Below are 15,702 nucleotides of genomic sequence, written 5' to 3'. Positions count from 1 at the left end.
CCGCCACGGTCGAAAAGGTGCGGGGCGCGATGCGGCTGTCGGCCGTGGATGCCGATGCGCTGGCGCTTGGCATTTCCCCCGGCATGACGCTTGCCGACGCACGCGCACGCATTCCGGAACTGCGCGTGTTCGATTGTGATCCCTATGCCGATCAGGACTGGCTGGAGCGGCTATGCGACGGGGCGCGGCGCTATACGCCGATGGCCGCCCTGGACCCGCCGCATGGGCTGGCGCTCGACATCACTGGTTGCGCGCACCTGTTCGGCGGTGAGCAGGAACTGGCCGATGACGCCCTGGAGCGGCTTTCGCATTTCGGCATGCGCGTGCGTCATGCGCTGGGGTCTACGCCAGAGGCGGCGCATGCGCTTGCCCGCTTCCCCGCCGCGCCAGCGCCTGACGAGGCGTCCGCGCTCCGCCGCCTGCCGGTCGCTGCCCTGCGGCTGGAGGATGAGAGCGAACTGGCCCTGCGCCGGGCGGGCCTCAAGACCGTGGGGGATGTGGCGTCACGGCCCAGCGCGGCGCTTGCGGCCCGCTTCGGGGCGGAGGCGGTGGATGCGCTCCATCGCCTGCTGGGGGAGGCCGCCCGGCCGCTTGACCCGCGCCATGTGCCCCCGGCCATCGCCCTGGAGCGGCGCTTTCCCGAACCGGTCGCCCGCACGGCCTATGCCCTTGCGGTTCTGGAGGAACTGGCGGGGGAAGCGGCCGGGCGGCTTGCCGAGCGGGGGCAGGGTGGGCGCCGTTTTGCCGCCACTTTCTTCCGCAGCGACGGCATGGCCTTTCCCCTGCGGGTCGAGACCAGCCTGCCGGTGCGCGATCCCAAGGCGGTGATGCGCCTGTTCCGGGAGAGGATCGACAGCCTGTCCGATCCCATCGATCCTGGTTTCGGGTTCGATCTGGTGCGGCTGGCCGTCCCTGCCGCAGAACCGCTTGGCCCGACGCAGCTTGCGTTGGAGGGGGGCGAGGAACGCAGCAGGGAAGGGGGCGAGGGGACGGTTTCCGGTCTGGTGGATGCGCTCAGCACCAGGGCGGGCCGCCACCGCATCCTGCGCCTTGCCCCCTGCGACACGCATATCCCGGAACAGGCGCAGCTCGCGCTCCCGGCGGTGGAGGCGCGCGCGCCAGCCGCATGGGATGCGCCGGAAGCGGGCGAACCGCCCCTGCGCCCCGTCCATCTTTTCGACCCGCCCCAACGGATCGATGTGATGGCGGGCATACCGGAGGGACCACCGGTGCAATTTCGATGGCGGCGTAGCCTACATCAGATTGCCCGATATGAGGGGCCGGAGAGGGTCGCGCCTGAATGGTGGCGCGACACCACGCCACGGGAGGCGGAAGCACGGCGCACCCGCGACTATTTCCGGGTGGAGGATGCGCGCGGCCGCCGCTTCTGGATTTTCCGCAACGGTCTCTATGGCGATGCGACGCCCCAGCCTCTCTGGTATTTGCATGGCCTATTTGCATGAAGGGGCGGCGATCCCCTGATCCGGCGTTGCCAAAATCGACCGACAGGCGCGCGCAGGAAATGTTGGAACGGCAACGCGCGCAGAAAAAGGGCGAATTGCCCGATCACCCGTTGCCACCGTCCGAAGCGCCGCCTTTCGCTGAGTTGGTGGCGGCGACCAGTTACAGCTTCCTACGGGGCGCTTCGCGTCCATCGGACATGGTGCATCGCGCAATGGAGCTTGGCCTTACTGCCCTCGGTATTGCCGATCGCAACAGCGTGGCGGGCGTGGTGCGGGCATGGACCGCCCTAAAGGAAGCGGGGGAAAAGGCGGAGGCCGCGTTCCTGGCTGACAAGCAGGCAATTAATGGCCCCGACGCCGAACTGACAGATGCCGAGAAGGCTGCCTGCATCCCTGCCCTTCGTCTCCTGACGGGGGCGCGGCTGGTATTTTCCGATGGCGCGCCGGACATCATCGCCTATCCCATGACGCGCCTTGGCTGGGGCCGGCTGACCCGTTTGCTGACCGCGGGCAATATGCGGGCGGTGAAGGGAGACTGCATCCTGCGCTTTGCCGATCTTCTCGATTATCTTGATGACCTGTTGTTGATCGTGATGCCGGTCTCCACGCTGATGGAACCGGAGGACGCGCATGGGAGCGCTCCGGATTATCAGTTCGAAGATGAGCCACAGGCGCGAGAGACAATCAGCCATATCCGCCTGGTCGAAGATCCTGCGCCCGCGACATTATATGATGCCCTGTCGCGTCTTTCGGCCCGCGCGCCCGGCCGTGTCTGGCTTGGCGTGAGCAACAGCTATGGAGGCCGCGATTCACGGCGCCTGGAAACATTGCGTGCTCTTGCGCGGAAAGCCGGGACGCCATTGATAGCAACCAATGATGCGCTTTACGCCACTTCGGACGACCGGCCACTGCATGATATACTGAGCTGCATCCGTCTCGGCAGCACCATCGCCGATGCCGGGCGCAGGCTGGAAGCCAATGGCGAACGGCATCTGAAATCTCCAGCCGATATGGCGCATCTTTTTCGCGCTTGCCCGGAGGCTGTTGCGGAGACCGTTCGCTTCGCCCGGCGGATCAGCTTCGACTTGCAGCATCTCAGCTATGAATATCCGCATGAGCCGGTGCCTGATGGCTGGACGCCCGACGACTGGCTGGAGGATTTGGTCAGGCGCGCGGCGAAGCGGCGTTATGGCCGCACACTGCCGCCAAAAGTTCGCGCCCTTATCGGCCAGGAACTCAAGCTCATCCGAAAGCAGAATTACGCCTATTATTTCCTGACCGTCCACGATCTCGTCACATTCGCGCGTTCCCGCAAACCGCCGATATTATGTCAAGGGCGGGGGTCGGCCGCCAACTCCATCGTCTGTTTCCTGCTGGGCGTCACCTCGGTCGATCCCCTGAAGCATGATTTGTTGTTTTCCCGCTTCGTGTCCGATGAACGGCGGGAGCCTCCCGACATCGACGTCGATTTCGAACATGAGCGGCGCGAGGAGGTGATGCAATATGTCTATCAGCGCTATGGCCGCCATCGTGCGGGCATCACGGCAACCGTCATTCACTACCGGTCTCGCAGCGCCGTAAGGCAGGTCGCCAAGGCGCTGGGTCTGAGCGAGGATATCCCGGCGCGCATGGCCAGCACGGTCTGGGGCAGTTGGTCCGGGGATATGGAGGACAAGCGGATCACGGAGGCCGGGTTCGACCTGAATAATCCTGAAATTGCCCGCCTGAAATCGCTCGTCGACAAGTTACTGGATGGGCCTTTCCCGCGGCATCTCTCGCAACATGTGGGCGGCTTCGTGCTGACGCAGGATCGTCTCGATGAAACCGTGCCCATCCACAATGGCGCGATGAAGGATCGCAGCTTCATTGAATGGGACAAGGACGACATCGATGCGCTTGGCCTGATGAAGGTCGATGTGCTGGCGTTGGGAATGCTGACCTGCATACGCAAGGCCTATGACCTGATGCGCGCCAACGGTCTGGGCGACCATGATCTGACGGTGGATTTGAACTCCGGGGATGAAGCCGTTTACGACATGCTGTGCAAGGGCGACAGTATCGGTGTCTTTCAGGTGGAAAGCCGCGCGCAGATCAACATGCTGCCGCGCCTAAGGCCCAGAAACCTCTATGATCTGACCGTGCAGGTTGCGATCGTCCGGCCGGGTCCGATCGAGGGCGATATGGTGCACCCCTATCTCCGCCGCCGCGCTGGGCTGGAGGAGCCTGAATTTCCTTCTCCGGCCGCGCCGCATAATCCGAATGAATTGCGCGACCTGTTGAAGGATACCTACGGCGTTCCGCTTTTCCAGGAACAGGCGATGAAACTCGCTATCGTCGCGGCTGGTTTTACGCCATCTGAGGCAAACCAGCTTCGCCGCGCGATGGCGACGTTCCGCAATCTGGGCGGGATAGACAAGTTTGAGGAGAAACTGGTCGGCGGCATGACGGCGCGCGGTTACGAAGCGGATTTCGCCCGGCGCTGCTTCAAACAGATTGAGGGCTTCGGCAGTTACGGCTTCCCTGAAAGCCACGCCCTGTCCTTCGCCCGCCTCGTCTATGTGTCGGCCTGGATCAAATGCCATCATCCGGCGGTGTTTGCCTGTGCGCTGCTCAATTCCCAGCCAATGGGCTTCTATGCCCCGGCGCAGCTTGTCCGGGATGCGCGGGAGCATGGGGTGGAGGTGCGCGGGGCGGATGTGAATGCAAGTTGCTGGGACAATGATGTAGAGCGCGTGGCGGAGGGCGGGCCGCTGGCGCTGCGCCTGGGTTTCCGGCAGATTGATGGCTTCCGGGAGGAATGGGCCAAATCCATTGCCGGTGCCCGCGCCGCCGGGCGGTTCGCGGGCATAGAGGATCTTGCCCGCCGCGCCCGCCTGCCGACCCGTGCGCTGCGCCTGCTTGCCGACGCCGACGCCTGCCGGTCGCTGGGTCATGACCGCCGCAATGCCCTGTGGGAAGTGCGGCGGACGCCGACCAATCAGCTACCCCTGTTCGCCGCCGCCGATGCGCGGGAGCTGGGGGAGGAACCCGACGCCGCGCTGCCCGCCATGCCGCTGTCGGAGCATGTCGCCACGGATTATCATATGACCCGCCTGTCGCTCAAAGGGCATCCGATGCAGTTTCTGCGCCCCCTGTTCCAGGGCGAGGGCGTACTGAGTTGCGCGGAGACGTCCGAGGCCAAGAATGGCGCGCGGGTCCGTACGGCGGGGATCGTGCTGGTCCGGCAGAGACCGGGAAAGGGCAACGCCATCTTCATCACGCTGGAGGATGAGACCGGCATCACCAACATCCTGCTATGGGCGCGCCTGTTCGAAATGCAGCGCCGCCCCGTCATGGCGTCGCGGCTGATGGTCGTGGAGGGAGAGGTGCAGCGAAGCAAGGAAGGTGTCGTGCACCTGATGGCGTCGCGCGTCATCGACCGCACGCAGGAGCTTGACCGCCTGTCCGAAAATCACCGGGCGCAGCCGCCGCTGTGCCGCGCCGATGTCTTTGCCCATCCCCAGCAGCCACGCACCGGCGTCCATCCGCGCAATGTGCGGATATTGCCCAAGTCGCGGGATTTTCATTGAGGATGGGGACCAAATCCAACTCAGTCCGGACTGGGTGAAGCCCCGATAAGATATGGCGGTGCCGATTTAACGCGCTGTGCTCCTGCGAAAGCAGGAGCCCAGTTCAGACGTTGGAACTGGGTTCCTGCTTTCGCAGGAACACGCACCCTCTGGACAGGCAAAGCCTAAGGCCAGCGGCTGTCCGACGCCTCGCTTCCCATGATAGCGCCGTCCTGTCGCATGCACTTGCCGGAGCATCTGAAAATGCCGCGTTGTCCAGACCATCTATCCGCCGCCACATCAGTTGCCCGCCGTCACGGGCTACCCCTTGGCAATGCCCTCCAAACGGCAAAGTTGCGGGATGCAATGGCAACCCGCAACTTCCGCAACTTCCGCAACTTCGTTGGATTTTCAGCGCCCGTTTACGCCCCCGCCTTCGGCTCCTTGGCCCAGGCGATGCCGCGGCGGAGCAACTCGTAAAAGACCGGCAGGTCCCATGCGCAGCGGTCCACCGTCGGCCACCAGTCCAGGAAGGGCTGCATGTCATAATGGCCGCGGCAATGGCCCAGCGTGTTGTAGAGGACCGCGCCCTTCTCCTGCTTCTTGATGTAGAGCACCGGGTGGCGGTCATGCGCCCATTCATGCTCGTCAAAGCCGGTCGCATCGCCGCCAAATTCCGTATCGAGCAGGACGTGCAGGTCGCCATGCTTTTCCACCAGATAGAGTTCGTCCGTCGTCTCGAACGGCCCGATGCCTTTGGTTATCGGGTGATCGGGATCGGCGACGCTGACCGGATAGGGCGCGATCGGCGGGTGGGCGATGAACTGCGTGCCCAGCGTTTCCATGAACAGCGGTGCCCAGCGCGGGCTGCCGTACAGGCCGTTTTCGAACAGGCGCAGGACCGAATTGGTGCCGTGCAGCGCATACCAGCGCCCGCCGCCCTTCACCCATTCCCTGAGCGCCTCCTGCGCTTCCAACGAGGGCACGACGTCGCAGGTATAGGTGATAAGGAAATCGGCCTTCGTAATCGCGTCTATATTCGCATAATCCTCGAACACGCGCACGCGCACGCGCGGGTCTTCGGCCAGCAGCTTGAGCAGCTCAAGCCGCGCGAAATCAATGTCATGATACAGGCCGCCTGCGACGAGTACGCAGTCGATCCGTGCGGGCTTGTCGGTCATCGCGGCCTCCGGTCAAACTGGCGGTCAGAACTGGACGCGCTTGGTGAAGCCGCCATCGATGACAAGGTTGGCCCCCGTCATATAGCGGCAAACAGGCGAAGCCACGAAAACGATGGCCTTTGCGACTTCCTCGCCCGTGCCCATGCGGCCGAACGGGATCTGCTTCAGCATCCCGTCGTAAAATTCGGGCATGCCCTGCTTGATCTGGTCCCAGGCGCGCCCTTCCATCTCGATCGGGCCGGGGGTGATGCAATTGACGCGGATTCCCTCCGGCGCGAATTTCTGGGCAAGGGCGGCGGTGTAGTTGATCGTTGCCGCCTTCAGCGCATTGTAAGCGCCGGGGCCGATAAATTCCTCGACGGCGGCGGTGGAGGAGATGGTGACGATCGACCCGGCGTCGGATTTCTGCAGATATGGCAGGGCGGCCTGAACCCCGCGCATCAGCGGCAGCGTGTCGGTGTCGAACACGGTGCGCCAGCCTGCCTCGTCATCAACGCCGGTATTGGCGGAGGTGAAGGGGATGAAGATGTCGCAGCCGCCCAGTTCTTCTGCGGCGGCAGCAATCCAGGCGCTGTGGGCTGCGGCGTCGGTGACGTCCACGGACGCGCCGGTCAGCTTGACGCCATAGCCGCCCAGAGCGGCGAGGGCGGCGTCTACGCTGCCCTGCGAACGCGAACAAAGCGCGATGTCGACGCCTTCCGCGGCGAGGGCGTGCGCGGTGGCAAGGCCTATGCCGTGGCTTGCACCGACCAAAATTGCCTTCTTGCCCTTGAGACCGAGATCCATAGCATCGTTCCTTCTGCCATCATGGCGGCGGGGTTGGTTCCCCGGCGCGGTTGTGGCGCACCTTAATGTGGGCGGCGGCGATCTGCACTGGCGTTTCCGTCAGTGTGTGGCGACCGGCGGGCACCCCATGAAATTCATAGGCGCAGACGGCATCGTCCTGGCCTATTGCAATGGGCCGAACATGATGGAGAGATGGGCCTGAAGATGGGCAAGCCGGTTCTTGCAGAAATGATCCGCAGCCATGCGGCCGAGCGGCCTGACGCAACCGCCCTGATCTTCGAGGGGAGGGAGAGCAGCTATGCGCAGTTCGACGTCCATGCCAGCCGCGTGGCCAATGCGCTGATCGGGGCGGGCGTGCGGCCGGGCGACCGGGTGGCATTTCTGGGCAAGAATAGCGATCTCTATTTCGAATATTGGTTCGGCGCGGCAAAGGCCGGGGCGGTGCTGGTGCCGGTCAACTGGCGGCTGGCCCCGCCGGAGGTCGCCTATGTTCTGGGCGACAGCGCGCCGAAGATCGTAGTGGCTGATCCCATGTTTCTGGACCGGCTGGATGAAGCGAACGGATACCGGATAGTGGTAACGGAGCCTTCGGGGAACCTGCCCTTGTTCGCCGATTGGCGCGATGCCGCAGGTTCTGATGATCCGCGCCTGGATGCGGGCTATGACGAGCCGGTGCTGCAACTCTACACATCCGGCACGACCGGCAATCCCAAGGGCGCGATGCTGACAAGCCGGAGCCTGCTCGCGTTGCGGCAGGAAACTCCGGCAGACGTCATGCCCGAATGGAACCGGTGGAGCGCGGACGATGTCGCACTGATCGCCATGCCGGTATTCCATATCAGCGGATCGGGATGGGGCATGTGGTCGCTGCAGCATGGCGGCAAGGGCGTCGTCGTACGCGAGTTCGATCCGCATCAGGTGCTCGACCTGCTGGTCAAATACCGGATCACCAAGATCATGATGGTGCCCACGGCGATGCGGATCGTGTGCGATCATCCCGATGCGGCGGGCACGGATTTCAGCTTCCTCAAATATATATGCTACGGCGGATCGGCGATCCCGCTGGACCTGATGCGCCAGGCGATTGCCGTGTTCGGATGCGGTTTCGCGCAGATGTACGGCATGACGGAAACGGCGGGCACAATCACCGGCCTGCCGCCGGAAGATCACGACCCGGAGGGCAATGATCGGATGCGCAGTGTCGGCGTGCCGCTTCCGGGTGTCGAGATGCGCATCGTCGGCGAGGATGGCGCGGAACTGCAGCGCGGCACGGTGGGCGAGATCGCAACCCGGTCGCCGTCCAACATGACCGGCTATCATGGCCGACCGGAGGCGACGGCGGAGGCGATCGACGCCGATGGCTGGCTGCGCACGGGCGACGCCGGCTATATGGATGCGGACGGCTACATCTATCTGGCCGACCGCATCAAGGACATGATCATCACCGGCGGCGAGAATGTCTATCCGGCCGAGGTCGAAAATGCGCTCTACAGCCACCCGCAGGTCAGCGACGTCGCCGTGATCGGCGTGCCCGACCCCAAATGGGGGGAGGCGGTGAAGGCCATCGTCGTGCCGGTCGAGGGACAGGCGCCGGAACCTGCCGCGCTCATCGCCTGGGCGCGGGAGCGGATCGCCGCGTACAAGGCCCCAAAGACCGTGGATTTCCGGGAGGCGCTGCCGCGCAATCCCTCCGGTAAGATTCTCCGCCGCCTGCTCCGCGACGAATATCGCTGACCTGCGCTTTTCGGCAGGTCCATCGCTGCTCCGGCCGGTCTAGCCTGCATCCAAAGAAGCAATGCAAGGAGAGCAGCGCGCATGACCGCGAATTTCACCGGATCGCTGGAGGACCGCATGGCGATCCGCGAAGTGCTGGAAACCTATGCGGACGCAGTGAACCGCGTGGACGAGCAACTATGGGCGTCGCTCTGGGTGGAGGACAGCCATTGGGACCTGTCGCACTATCCCGAACTCGGCATCGTCGAGGGCAAGGAGGCAGTGGTGAAGCTGTGGCGCGACGCCATGCCGCATTATCCCAAGCTCAGTTTCCTGGTCGGTATCGGCATGATCCATGTGCATGGCGATACCGCCGATGCCCGCGCCTATATCTCCGAAATCTACGAAGAACCGGGCACGCTGAAGGATAAGCGCGCACGCGCCTGCTATAATGACAAGCTGGTCAAGCGCGACGGCCAATGGTTCCTGCAGAGCCGGTCCTTCACCATCATCCACCAGACCTGAGGGACGCAGAATGATTGTGATTACCGGCCAGATTTATACGGATCCCGAAACCCTGCCGAAACTCTATGCCCGGCTGAAGTCGCTCTGTGACCCCTCGCGGCAGGAGGATGGCTGCCTGTTCTATCATATGGGCATGGAGGATGAGGCGAAAGGCACCATCATGGCTATGGAGGGCTGGCGCGATCAGGCGTCGCTCGACGCGCATCTCGCTCTGCCGTCCATTAAGGCGTTGCTGGAGGATTTTGAGGGCAAGTTCAGCAACGACGTCCAGATTCACGAGGTCAGCGGATCACAGCGCATGCTCGTCTGACCCGTCATATACCGCCCCCGCTCTCCATAAACGGGGCGGCATGGCCCGGCGGCGCTCCCCTGCACCGCCGGGTCTTTTTTGCCCATTCTGCGTCCGAAAACCGTTCGGGCTGAGCGAAGTCGAAGCCTTCGTCTGAGCGGAGGCGAAGATGCCTCGCTGCGCTCGGTGGAAGGCTTCGACACGTTCAGCCCGAACGGATGAATATGCCTATTTCGCCGTCATGCCGCCGTCGATCACCATTTCCGAACCAGTCATGAAGCTGGCGGCCGGCGTGCAGAGATAGACGATGCCCGCCGCGATCTCCTCCGGCTTGCCGGTGCGGCCCATCGCATGTCCGGCCGACACGGTGGCGTGGGCGGTTTCCATGTCGGGGAACAGGCCGCCCTCGACATAGCGGCTGTAGATGGCGTCCATCATCGCCGTGTCGATGCCGCCCGGATGCATGCTGTTCACCCGGATCGGCAGTCCAAGCATCGCATATTCGACGCCAGCGCTCTTGGTGAACAGCTTCACCGCACCCTTGCTGGCGCAATAGGCGCTCATGAAGGCCGCGCCGCGCAGGCCGCCGACCGACGACAGATTGACGATGGAGGAGCCGCCCTTGCGCTCCTTCCCGCTTTTCGCCAGCAACGCCTGCGCCGCCTGAGTGCCCAGAAACACGCCCTCGACATTGATGGCCATGCATCTGCGGAACGCGGCGAGCGTGGTGTCGGCGATGCTGTCAGTGATCGAGATGCCGGCATTGTTGACGAGGATGTCGAGCCGGCCATGTTGCGCCTCTATATGGGCGATCAGCGCGGTCCAGGAGGCTTCTTCGGTGACGTCCAGCCGGTGATATTCCGCCGCGCCCGCCACATCGGCCGTTTCGGCTAGGTCGGAGGCGATGACGATGGACCCGGCCTGCTGCAGCGCGAGGCAGGTCGCGCGGCCAATGCCGCCGGTTGCGCCGGAAACGAGGGAGACGGTGCCGCTAAGGGTGAAGTCGGGCATGAGATGGACCTTTCGGGTAAATATGATCACTCAAATCCGTTCGGGCTGAGCGAAGTCGAAGCATTTGTCTGAGCGGAGGCGAAGACACCTCGCTTCGCTCGGTTGCGGGCTTCGACAGGCTCAGCCTGAACGGACAGGAAATGGGTGCGTCTACCGCGCCGTCCAGCCGCCATCGACGACGACCTCGCTGCCCGTCATATAGCTCGCGTCGTCGCTGGCGAGGAAAGCGACGACCTTGCCGATCTCCACTGGCTGGGCGAGGCGCTTGATCGGTGTGGTCTGGGCCATGGCGTCGATCAGCGCCTGGGGCGTGGTGCCTTCGCGGGCCGCCCATCTTTCCATGCCCTTGTGGAGCAGGGGCGTTTCCACAAAGCCGGGATGGACGCTGTTGACGCGAATGGGGATGCCTGCATCGGCAAATTCCAGCGCGTTCGACTTGGTGAACAGGCGCACCGCACCCTTTGACGCATTATAGGCCGACACTTCGCCCATGCCGACCAGACCCATGATCGAACTGATATTGATGACACTGGAGCCATAGGGGGTGCTCGCGCCACCCTTCGCCAGCAGCGGCTGGAAGGTCTTGGTGCCCAGGAAAACGGTGTCGACATTCAGCGTCATCAGCCGCCGCCAGTCGGCAAGGGCCAGATCCTGCACCTTCCCCGTCAGGTCCGCGCCGACATTGTTCACCAATATATCAAGATGACCATAATCCTTTTCGATCAATTGCCGGGCGGCGATCCACTGATCTTCCTGCGTGGCGTCGAGTTTGACGTAGCTAGTGTTTTCGATAGCTTCGCAAGCGGCGGAGACTTCGGTGCTGCCATCATCATCCAGATCGGTGATGATAACGGTTGCGCCATCGGCGGCCAGACATTCCGAAATGGCGCGGCCAATTCCGCGTAAGCCCCCGGAAACAAGCGCGATTCTTCCTTCAAGCCTTCTCTGGGTCATGTCCTCGCCCTTCCTTATGATGCGCGGCCGGCGGCCTTTGCGCTTCCGTCTTTTTTCATCCCCTGTTGGCATCAAGGCAACACCTGCACCTTTTCACAGGGTGAACGGTTCGGGCGGACATTGCATTGAGGCGCCGGTTCACTGCCGCATCGCGCCCCGATCAAGATCAAGAACAGGCGGGCGGCGTTTTTCTAGGGGAGGTACATTTCGATGACCACGACCACCAATGCCCGTATCATGCTGACCATCGCAGGCAGCGTCATTGCGCTGTCCGGCGCGCTCGCCGCTCCCGCCTTTGCTCAGGACGCCGCTCCGCAGGCGGCCGAAGCCGCGGAAGGCGGCCTGACCGATATCGTCGTCACCGCCCGTAAGCGCGTTGAGAGCGTCCAGGACGTGCCCGTCGCCGTGACCGCCATCTCCGCCGAGACCGTCACCCGTCAGGACCTGACCTCGATCGAGAAGATCGCCGCGCGCACGCCGAACCTGAATGTCGGCCGCGCCTCCAACGGTTCGGGCGCACAGCTCACCATGCGCGGCATCGGCTCCTCCTCGACCTCGATCGGCATCGAACAGTCGGTCGCCGTGGTCGTCGACGGCGTTTATTACGGCCAGGGCCGCATCATCAACGAGGGCTTTTTCGATCTCGCCCGCGTTGAAATCCTGAAAGGCCCGCAGGCGCTGTTCTTCGGCAAGAACGCCACCGCCGGCGTGATCTCGCTCACTACCGCCGATCCGACCGACACCGTCGAGTTCAAGGCGCGCGCGGGCTATGAAATCAAGTCCGAGCAGGCCCAGGCCGAGTTCATCGCTTCGGGTCCGCTCAGCGATACGCTGGGCATCCGCGTTGCTGTTCGCGGGTCGAAGATGTGGGGCGGCTATTACAAGAATGTCGCTGCGCCCTTCAACTATGCGACGCTTGACGTCGCGACCGGTACGGCAGGCAGCGTTGTCGCCAACCCGGCGCCCAAGGATGAGCCGGGCGAGAAGGAGCTGCTCGGCCGCGTAACGCTGAAATGGGAACCGACCGACCGCCTGACCGCGACCATCAAGGCGTCTGGCACCTACAACAAGACGAACAATAATAGCTGGAACTATGTCGCCTATAACTGCCCAAGCGGCGTTAGCCAGCTTAACGGTTATGCCTGCGCCCGCGATTTCGTGACGCACCAGAACAAGCTGCCTGCGGAGTTCGCGGCGCAGATCCCCTATGGCAAGGACGACGGCAGCCTCTACAATCGCTACAAGTCCTGGGCGACCACGGCGACGCTGGCCTATGAGCTGGATGATGTCACTCTGACCTCGGTCACCAACTATAACTGGAACAACAACCAGTGGGCCTGCGCATGCGACTTCCAGTCCAGCCCGGCCGCCAACTGGGCGACCGAAAATTCGACCTATCACGCCTTCTCGTCGGAATTCCGCGCGCTGACGACGTTCGACGCGCCGGTGAACCTGATGGTTGGCGGCCTGTATCAAAAGACCAAGCGGACGTTTGACCAGTATATCGTTCTGGCGGGCCTGACCAACAGCGCTGCAGCGCCGGAGGATGAGTTCCTTGCAACCCGCAAGACCAGCTTCACCAATGGCGAGACGCTGGCGGCGTTCGGCCAGGTGACGTGGAAGGTCATTCCGACCGTCGAAATCGCCGGCGGCGTGCGCTACACGCACGAGACCAAGGACAGCTTCTTCACGCAGCCCTACAATAATCCGGGCCTGACCACGATCTTCCGTCCGCAGGATGACCCGGACGGCCTGGGCGTCGTGACCGCCGCGCAGACGTTCAACGACTGGTCGCCGGAAGCCACGATCACCTGGAAGCCGAGCCGCGACCTGCTGGTCTATGGCGCGTACAAGACCGCCTACAAGTCCGGCGGCTTCTCGAACGGCGGCATCAACTCCAAGCTGTCGTCCGTTCCGTTCGACGACCTCACCTTCGACCCGGAAAAGGCGCGCGGTTTCGAAGCGGGCATCAAATCGACGCTGATGGACAATCAGCTCCGTTTGAACCTGGGCGTCTACACCTATGGCTATAACAACCTGCAGATCGATTTCTTCAACTCGCCGATCTTCGCGTTCCAGACCCTCACGGCGGATGCGCGCACCAAGGGCGTCGAGCTGGAGGCGGAGTTCGCGCCGCGTTCGGTTCCAGGTCTGAACCTTCACGGGTCGATCAACTATAACAAGGCGAAATACACCAACTTCCCCGACGCGCCCTGCTATGCAGGCCAGAGCCAGGCGGAAGGGTGCAGCGTGCTTGTCGGCGCCGCCTTCCGTCAGGACCTGAAGGGGCAACCGCTCTCGGTCGCGCCGAAATGGACGGGCACGGTCGGCGCAGCCTATGACACGGCGGTCGGCAATGGCCTGATGTTCGGCGTCAATGCGGACGTGCGGTACAGCTCCTCCTACCTTGCGTCGGGCTTCGGCAATCTGGACTCGCGCCAGGGCAGCTATGCGACGATCGACGCGGGCATCCGCCTCGGTTCCGAGGATGAGCGGTGGCAGTTGGCGGTGATCGGCAAGAACCTGACCAACAAATTCTATGTCACCGGCACGGTCGACGGTCCTTCTACCGGCGGCGCATCGGGCGGGCTGGTTGCCGCTCATGCCGACCAATTGGGCTTCGGAACGCTGCCCCGGACGGTGATGGTGCAGGTTTCGACCAAATTCTGATAGACTGGCGGGCGCCCCTTCAACCGGGCGCCCGTTTCTTTTCATGAGGAGACGCAGATGGACGCCGAACGCTATGCCGCGATCAAGGCCAGTGTGGAAAATCTCTACGCCCTGACCGGTTCGGGCCAATGGGATGCGGTTGAGGCGCAACTGACCGACGATTTCCGTATCGTCGAGGCGGATAGCCTGCCGTTCGGCGGCGTCTATGAGGGCAAGGATGCGCTGCAGCGGCTCTACACTAAAGTGTTCGGTTTCTGGGAAGATCCGTCGCTGGACGTCAAGGACATGACCGTGTCGGAGAATAATGTCGTCGTGCTGCTCTCCGTCCACGCCACGTCGCGCTATAATGGCGAGCGGCTGGAAATGCCGCTGTGCGAGGTGATGCACCTGCGCGACGGCAAGTTCAGCGGCATTACCCCCTATTATTTCGATACGGTGGCGATTGCGCGGGCGACCGGGGCGCTGACCGAAGCCTGAATTGTCGTGCCATGCGCCGACGCTTTCTTGCCGCCTGCCAGAAATGGGAGGCGGCAAAATGCTTTGCGGGCGGCATGGTGACGGGCGTAAACATGATGCGTTGAGAGAGGATCGCGAGGCTATGGGCAAACTGACAGGCAAGGTCGCGCTGGTGACCGGCGGAACCTCCGGCATCGGCAGGGCCGCGGTCGAACGGCTCATCGCGGACGGCGCGAAGGTGATTTTCACGGGATCGAACGAGGCGGCGGCGGCCGAAGTGACGGCGGCGACGGGCGCGACATTCTTCAAGAGCCGGGTGCAGTCGACGGACGACTGGGTGCGGTTCGAGGCGATGGTGCGCTCCGATTTCGGCCGGCTGGACATCGCCTTCGCCAATGCAGGCATGGAGCGGGGCGACAGCAGCGTGGAGAAGATCGCCATAGAGGCGTGGGAAGAACTGATCGCCGTCAACCTGACCGGCGTCATGCTGACCGCGCAGACGGCGGTGCGGCTGATGCGCGACAATCCGGGCGGCCCGACGGGGTCGATCATCGTCAACTCATCGATGAACGCGCATAATGCGATGGGCAATTTCGTCGCCTATTCCACCACCAAGACGGCGGTTCTGGCGCTGACCAAATCCACGGCGATCCATTGCGCGACGGAGGGCATGCAGATCCGGTGCAACGCCATCCTTCCCGGCGTGGTCGAAACCGACATGATCCGCGGCATCATCAACAAGTCCCCCGACAGCGCCGCGGCGCGCGCCGCCTATGAGGGCATGTCGCCGCTCAAGCGCATGGGCAAGCTTGAGGAGATCGCCGCGCTGGTGGCGTTCCTGGCGTCCGACGAGGCGAGCTTCATCTCCGGCGCGGAATATGTGATCGACGGCGCGTCGACGGCGGGCATGCTGGGGGTTTGAGGCTATAGAGCAGGCTTTGCGCGTCTGCCTGGCAACGCGATCCGCCCTTAGCTTTATCCGTCATCCCGGCGAAGGCCGGGATCCCGCTTCTTCTTGTATTTCAGCCAGATGTGCCATGCAGAAAGCGGGACCCCGGCTCAAGGCCGGGGTGACGATTTAGGCGAGGTCTCGCTTATTCCCTCGA

At 63.4% G+C, this 15,702-nt stretch carries 12 protein-coding genes; 8 read left to right on the top strand and 4 right to left on the bottom strand.

Annotation, left to right across the window (positions count from 1 at the left end; genetic code table 11):
* The first annotated feature begins 29 nt into the window (after positions 1 to 29).
* On the top strand, positions 30 to 1,463 hold the full coding sequence (locus tag KFK14_RS13505) for a Y-family DNA polymerase (protein ID WP_425516687.1): 1,434 nt from the start codon (positions 30 to 32) through the stop codon (positions 1,461 to 1,463).
* Positions 1,460 to 5,032, top strand: a complete 3,573-nt coding sequence (locus KFK14_RS13500; protein ID WP_212608033.1) for an error-prone DNA polymerase — start codon at positions 1,460 to 1,462, stop codon at positions 5,030 to 5,032. The genes KFK14_RS13505 and KFK14_RS13500 overlap by 4 nt, the downstream gene beginning before the upstream one ends.
* A 401-nt stretch (positions 5,033 to 5,433) precedes the next feature.
* Here the strand turns inward: KFK14_RS13500 and KFK14_RS13495 are convergent, their stop codons facing one another.
* On the bottom strand, positions 5,434 to 6,192 hold the full coding sequence (locus KFK14_RS13495; protein ID WP_212608032.1) for a ThuA domain-containing protein: 759 nt from the start codon (positions 6,190 to 6,192) through the stop codon (positions 5,434 to 5,436).
* Between the two features lie 24 nt (positions 6,193 to 6,216).
* Positions 6,217 to 6,978, bottom strand: coding sequence for an SDR family NAD(P)-dependent oxidoreductase (locus tag KFK14_RS13490; RefSeq protein ID WP_070157221.1), 762 nt, complete (start codon positions 6,976 to 6,978; stop codon positions 6,217 to 6,219).
* Between the two features lie 192 nt (positions 6,979 to 7,170).
* Here KFK14_RS13490 and KFK14_RS13485 point away from each other — a divergent pair, with 192 nt between their 5' ends.
* From KFK14_RS13485 to KFK14_RS13475, 3 genes are all read left to right on the top strand, one after another.
* Positions 7,171 to 8,712, top strand: a complete 1,542-nt coding sequence (locus KFK14_RS13485; protein ID WP_246524628.1) for a fatty acid--CoA ligase — start codon at positions 7,171 to 7,173, stop codon at positions 8,710 to 8,712.
* An 81-nt stretch (positions 8,713 to 8,793) separates the two neighbouring features.
* A complete protein-coding gene (locus tag KFK14_RS13480) occupies positions 8,794 to 9,216 on the top strand; it encodes a nuclear transport factor 2 family protein (protein ID WP_212608031.1) in 423 nt (140 codons plus the stop codon).
* A gap of 10 nt (positions 9,217 to 9,226) precedes the next feature.
* The gene (locus KFK14_RS13475; RefSeq protein WP_070157218.1) at positions 9,227 to 9,526 is read left to right on the top strand and encodes a putative quinol monooxygenase; all 300 of its coding nucleotides are present in this window, start codon (positions 9,227 to 9,229) and stop codon (positions 9,524 to 9,526) included.
* Between the two features lie 207 nt (positions 9,527 to 9,733).
* Here KFK14_RS13475 and KFK14_RS13470 read toward each other — a convergent pair whose 3' ends face one another.
* Positions 9,734 to 10,546, bottom strand: coding sequence for an SDR family NAD(P)-dependent oxidoreductase (locus KFK14_RS13470; protein ID WP_246524627.1), 813 nt, complete (start codon positions 10,544 to 10,546; stop codon positions 9,734 to 9,736).
* Between the two features lie 120 nt (positions 10,547 to 10,666).
* Complete coding sequence (locus tag KFK14_RS13465; protein ID WP_212608030.1) at positions 10,667 to 11,470, bottom strand: SDR family NAD(P)-dependent oxidoreductase; 804 nt, start codon at positions 11,468 to 11,470, stop codon at positions 10,667 to 10,669.
* Positions 11,471 to 11,680: 210 nt separating this feature from the next.
* On the opposite strand from KFK14_RS13465, the gene KFK14_RS13460 reads away from it, so the two are divergent.
* The 3 genes from KFK14_RS13460 to KFK14_RS13450 all read left to right on the top strand — a co-directional run bounded on the left by KFK14_RS13460 (position 11,681) and on the right by KFK14_RS13450 (position 15,518).
* On the top strand, positions 11,681 to 14,140 hold the full coding sequence (locus tag KFK14_RS13460) for a TonB-dependent receptor (protein WP_246524625.1): 2,460 nt from the start codon (positions 11,681 to 11,683) through the stop codon (positions 14,138 to 14,140).
* A 57-nt stretch (positions 14,141 to 14,197) separates the two neighbouring features.
* Entirely contained in the window at positions 14,198 to 14,617 is a 420-nt protein-coding gene (locus KFK14_RS13455; protein ID WP_212608029.1) for a nuclear transport factor 2 family protein, read from the top strand.
* 121 nt (positions 14,618 to 14,738) lie between these two features.
* Entirely contained in the window at positions 14,739 to 15,518 is a 780-nt protein-coding gene (locus KFK14_RS13450) for an SDR family NAD(P)-dependent oxidoreductase (protein WP_070157215.1), read from the top strand.
* Positions 15,519 to 15,702 lie beyond the last annotated feature (184 nt).

Origin of the sequence: Sphingobium phenoxybenzoativorans (genome assembly GCF_018286635.1) — a bacterium.
Taxonomy (GTDB): domain Bacteria; phylum Pseudomonadota; class Alphaproteobacteria; order Sphingomonadales; family Sphingomonadaceae; genus Sphingobium; species Sphingobium phenoxybenzoativorans.
This window is presented reverse-complemented; position numbering and strand designations above follow the sequence as displayed.

What these genes read in the sequence shown, in the direction of transcription:
- KFK14_RS13455 (WP_212608029.1), top strand. Translation starts at nt 14,198, where the DNA reads ATGGACGCCGAACGCTATGCCGCGATCAAGGCCAGTGTGGAAAATCTC.
- KFK14_RS13485 (WP_246524628.1), top strand. Translation starts at nt 7,171, where the DNA reads ATGGGCCTGAAGATGGGCAAGCCGGTTCTTGCAGAAATGATCCGCAGC.
- KFK14_RS13490 (WP_070157221.1), bottom strand. Translation starts at nt 6,978, where the DNA reads ATGGATCTCGGTCTCAAGGGCAAGAAGGCAATTTTGGTCGGTGCAAGC.
- KFK14_RS13505 (WP_425516687.1), top strand. Translation starts at nt 30, where the DNA reads ATGCGGCTGTCGGCCGTGGATGCCGATGCGCTGGCGCTTGGCATTTCC.
- KFK14_RS13495 (WP_212608032.1), bottom strand. Translation starts at nt 6,192, where the DNA reads ATGACCGACAAGCCCGCACGGATCGACTGCGTACTCGTCGCAGGCGGC.
- KFK14_RS13500 (WP_212608033.1), top strand. Translation starts at nt 1,460, where the DNA reads ATGAAGGGGCGGCGATCCCCTGATCCGGCGTTGCCAAAATCGACCGAC.
- KFK14_RS13465 (WP_212608030.1), bottom strand. Translation starts at nt 11,470, where the DNA reads ATGACCCAGAGAAGGCTTGAAGGAAGAATCGCGCTTGTTTCCGGGGGC.
- KFK14_RS13475 (WP_070157218.1), top strand. Translation starts at nt 9,227, where the DNA reads ATGATTGTGATTACCGGCCAGATTTATACGGATCCCGAAACCCTGCCG.
- KFK14_RS13460 (WP_246524625.1), top strand. Translation starts at nt 11,681, where the DNA reads ATGACCACGACCACCAATGCCCGTATCATGCTGACCATCGCAGGCAGC.
- KFK14_RS13450 (WP_070157215.1), top strand. Translation starts at nt 14,739, where the DNA reads ATGGGCAAACTGACAGGCAAGGTCGCGCTGGTGACCGGCGGAACCTCC.
- KFK14_RS13480 (WP_212608031.1), top strand. Translation starts at nt 8,794, where the DNA reads ATGACCGCGAATTTCACCGGATCGCTGGAGGACCGCATGGCGATCCGC.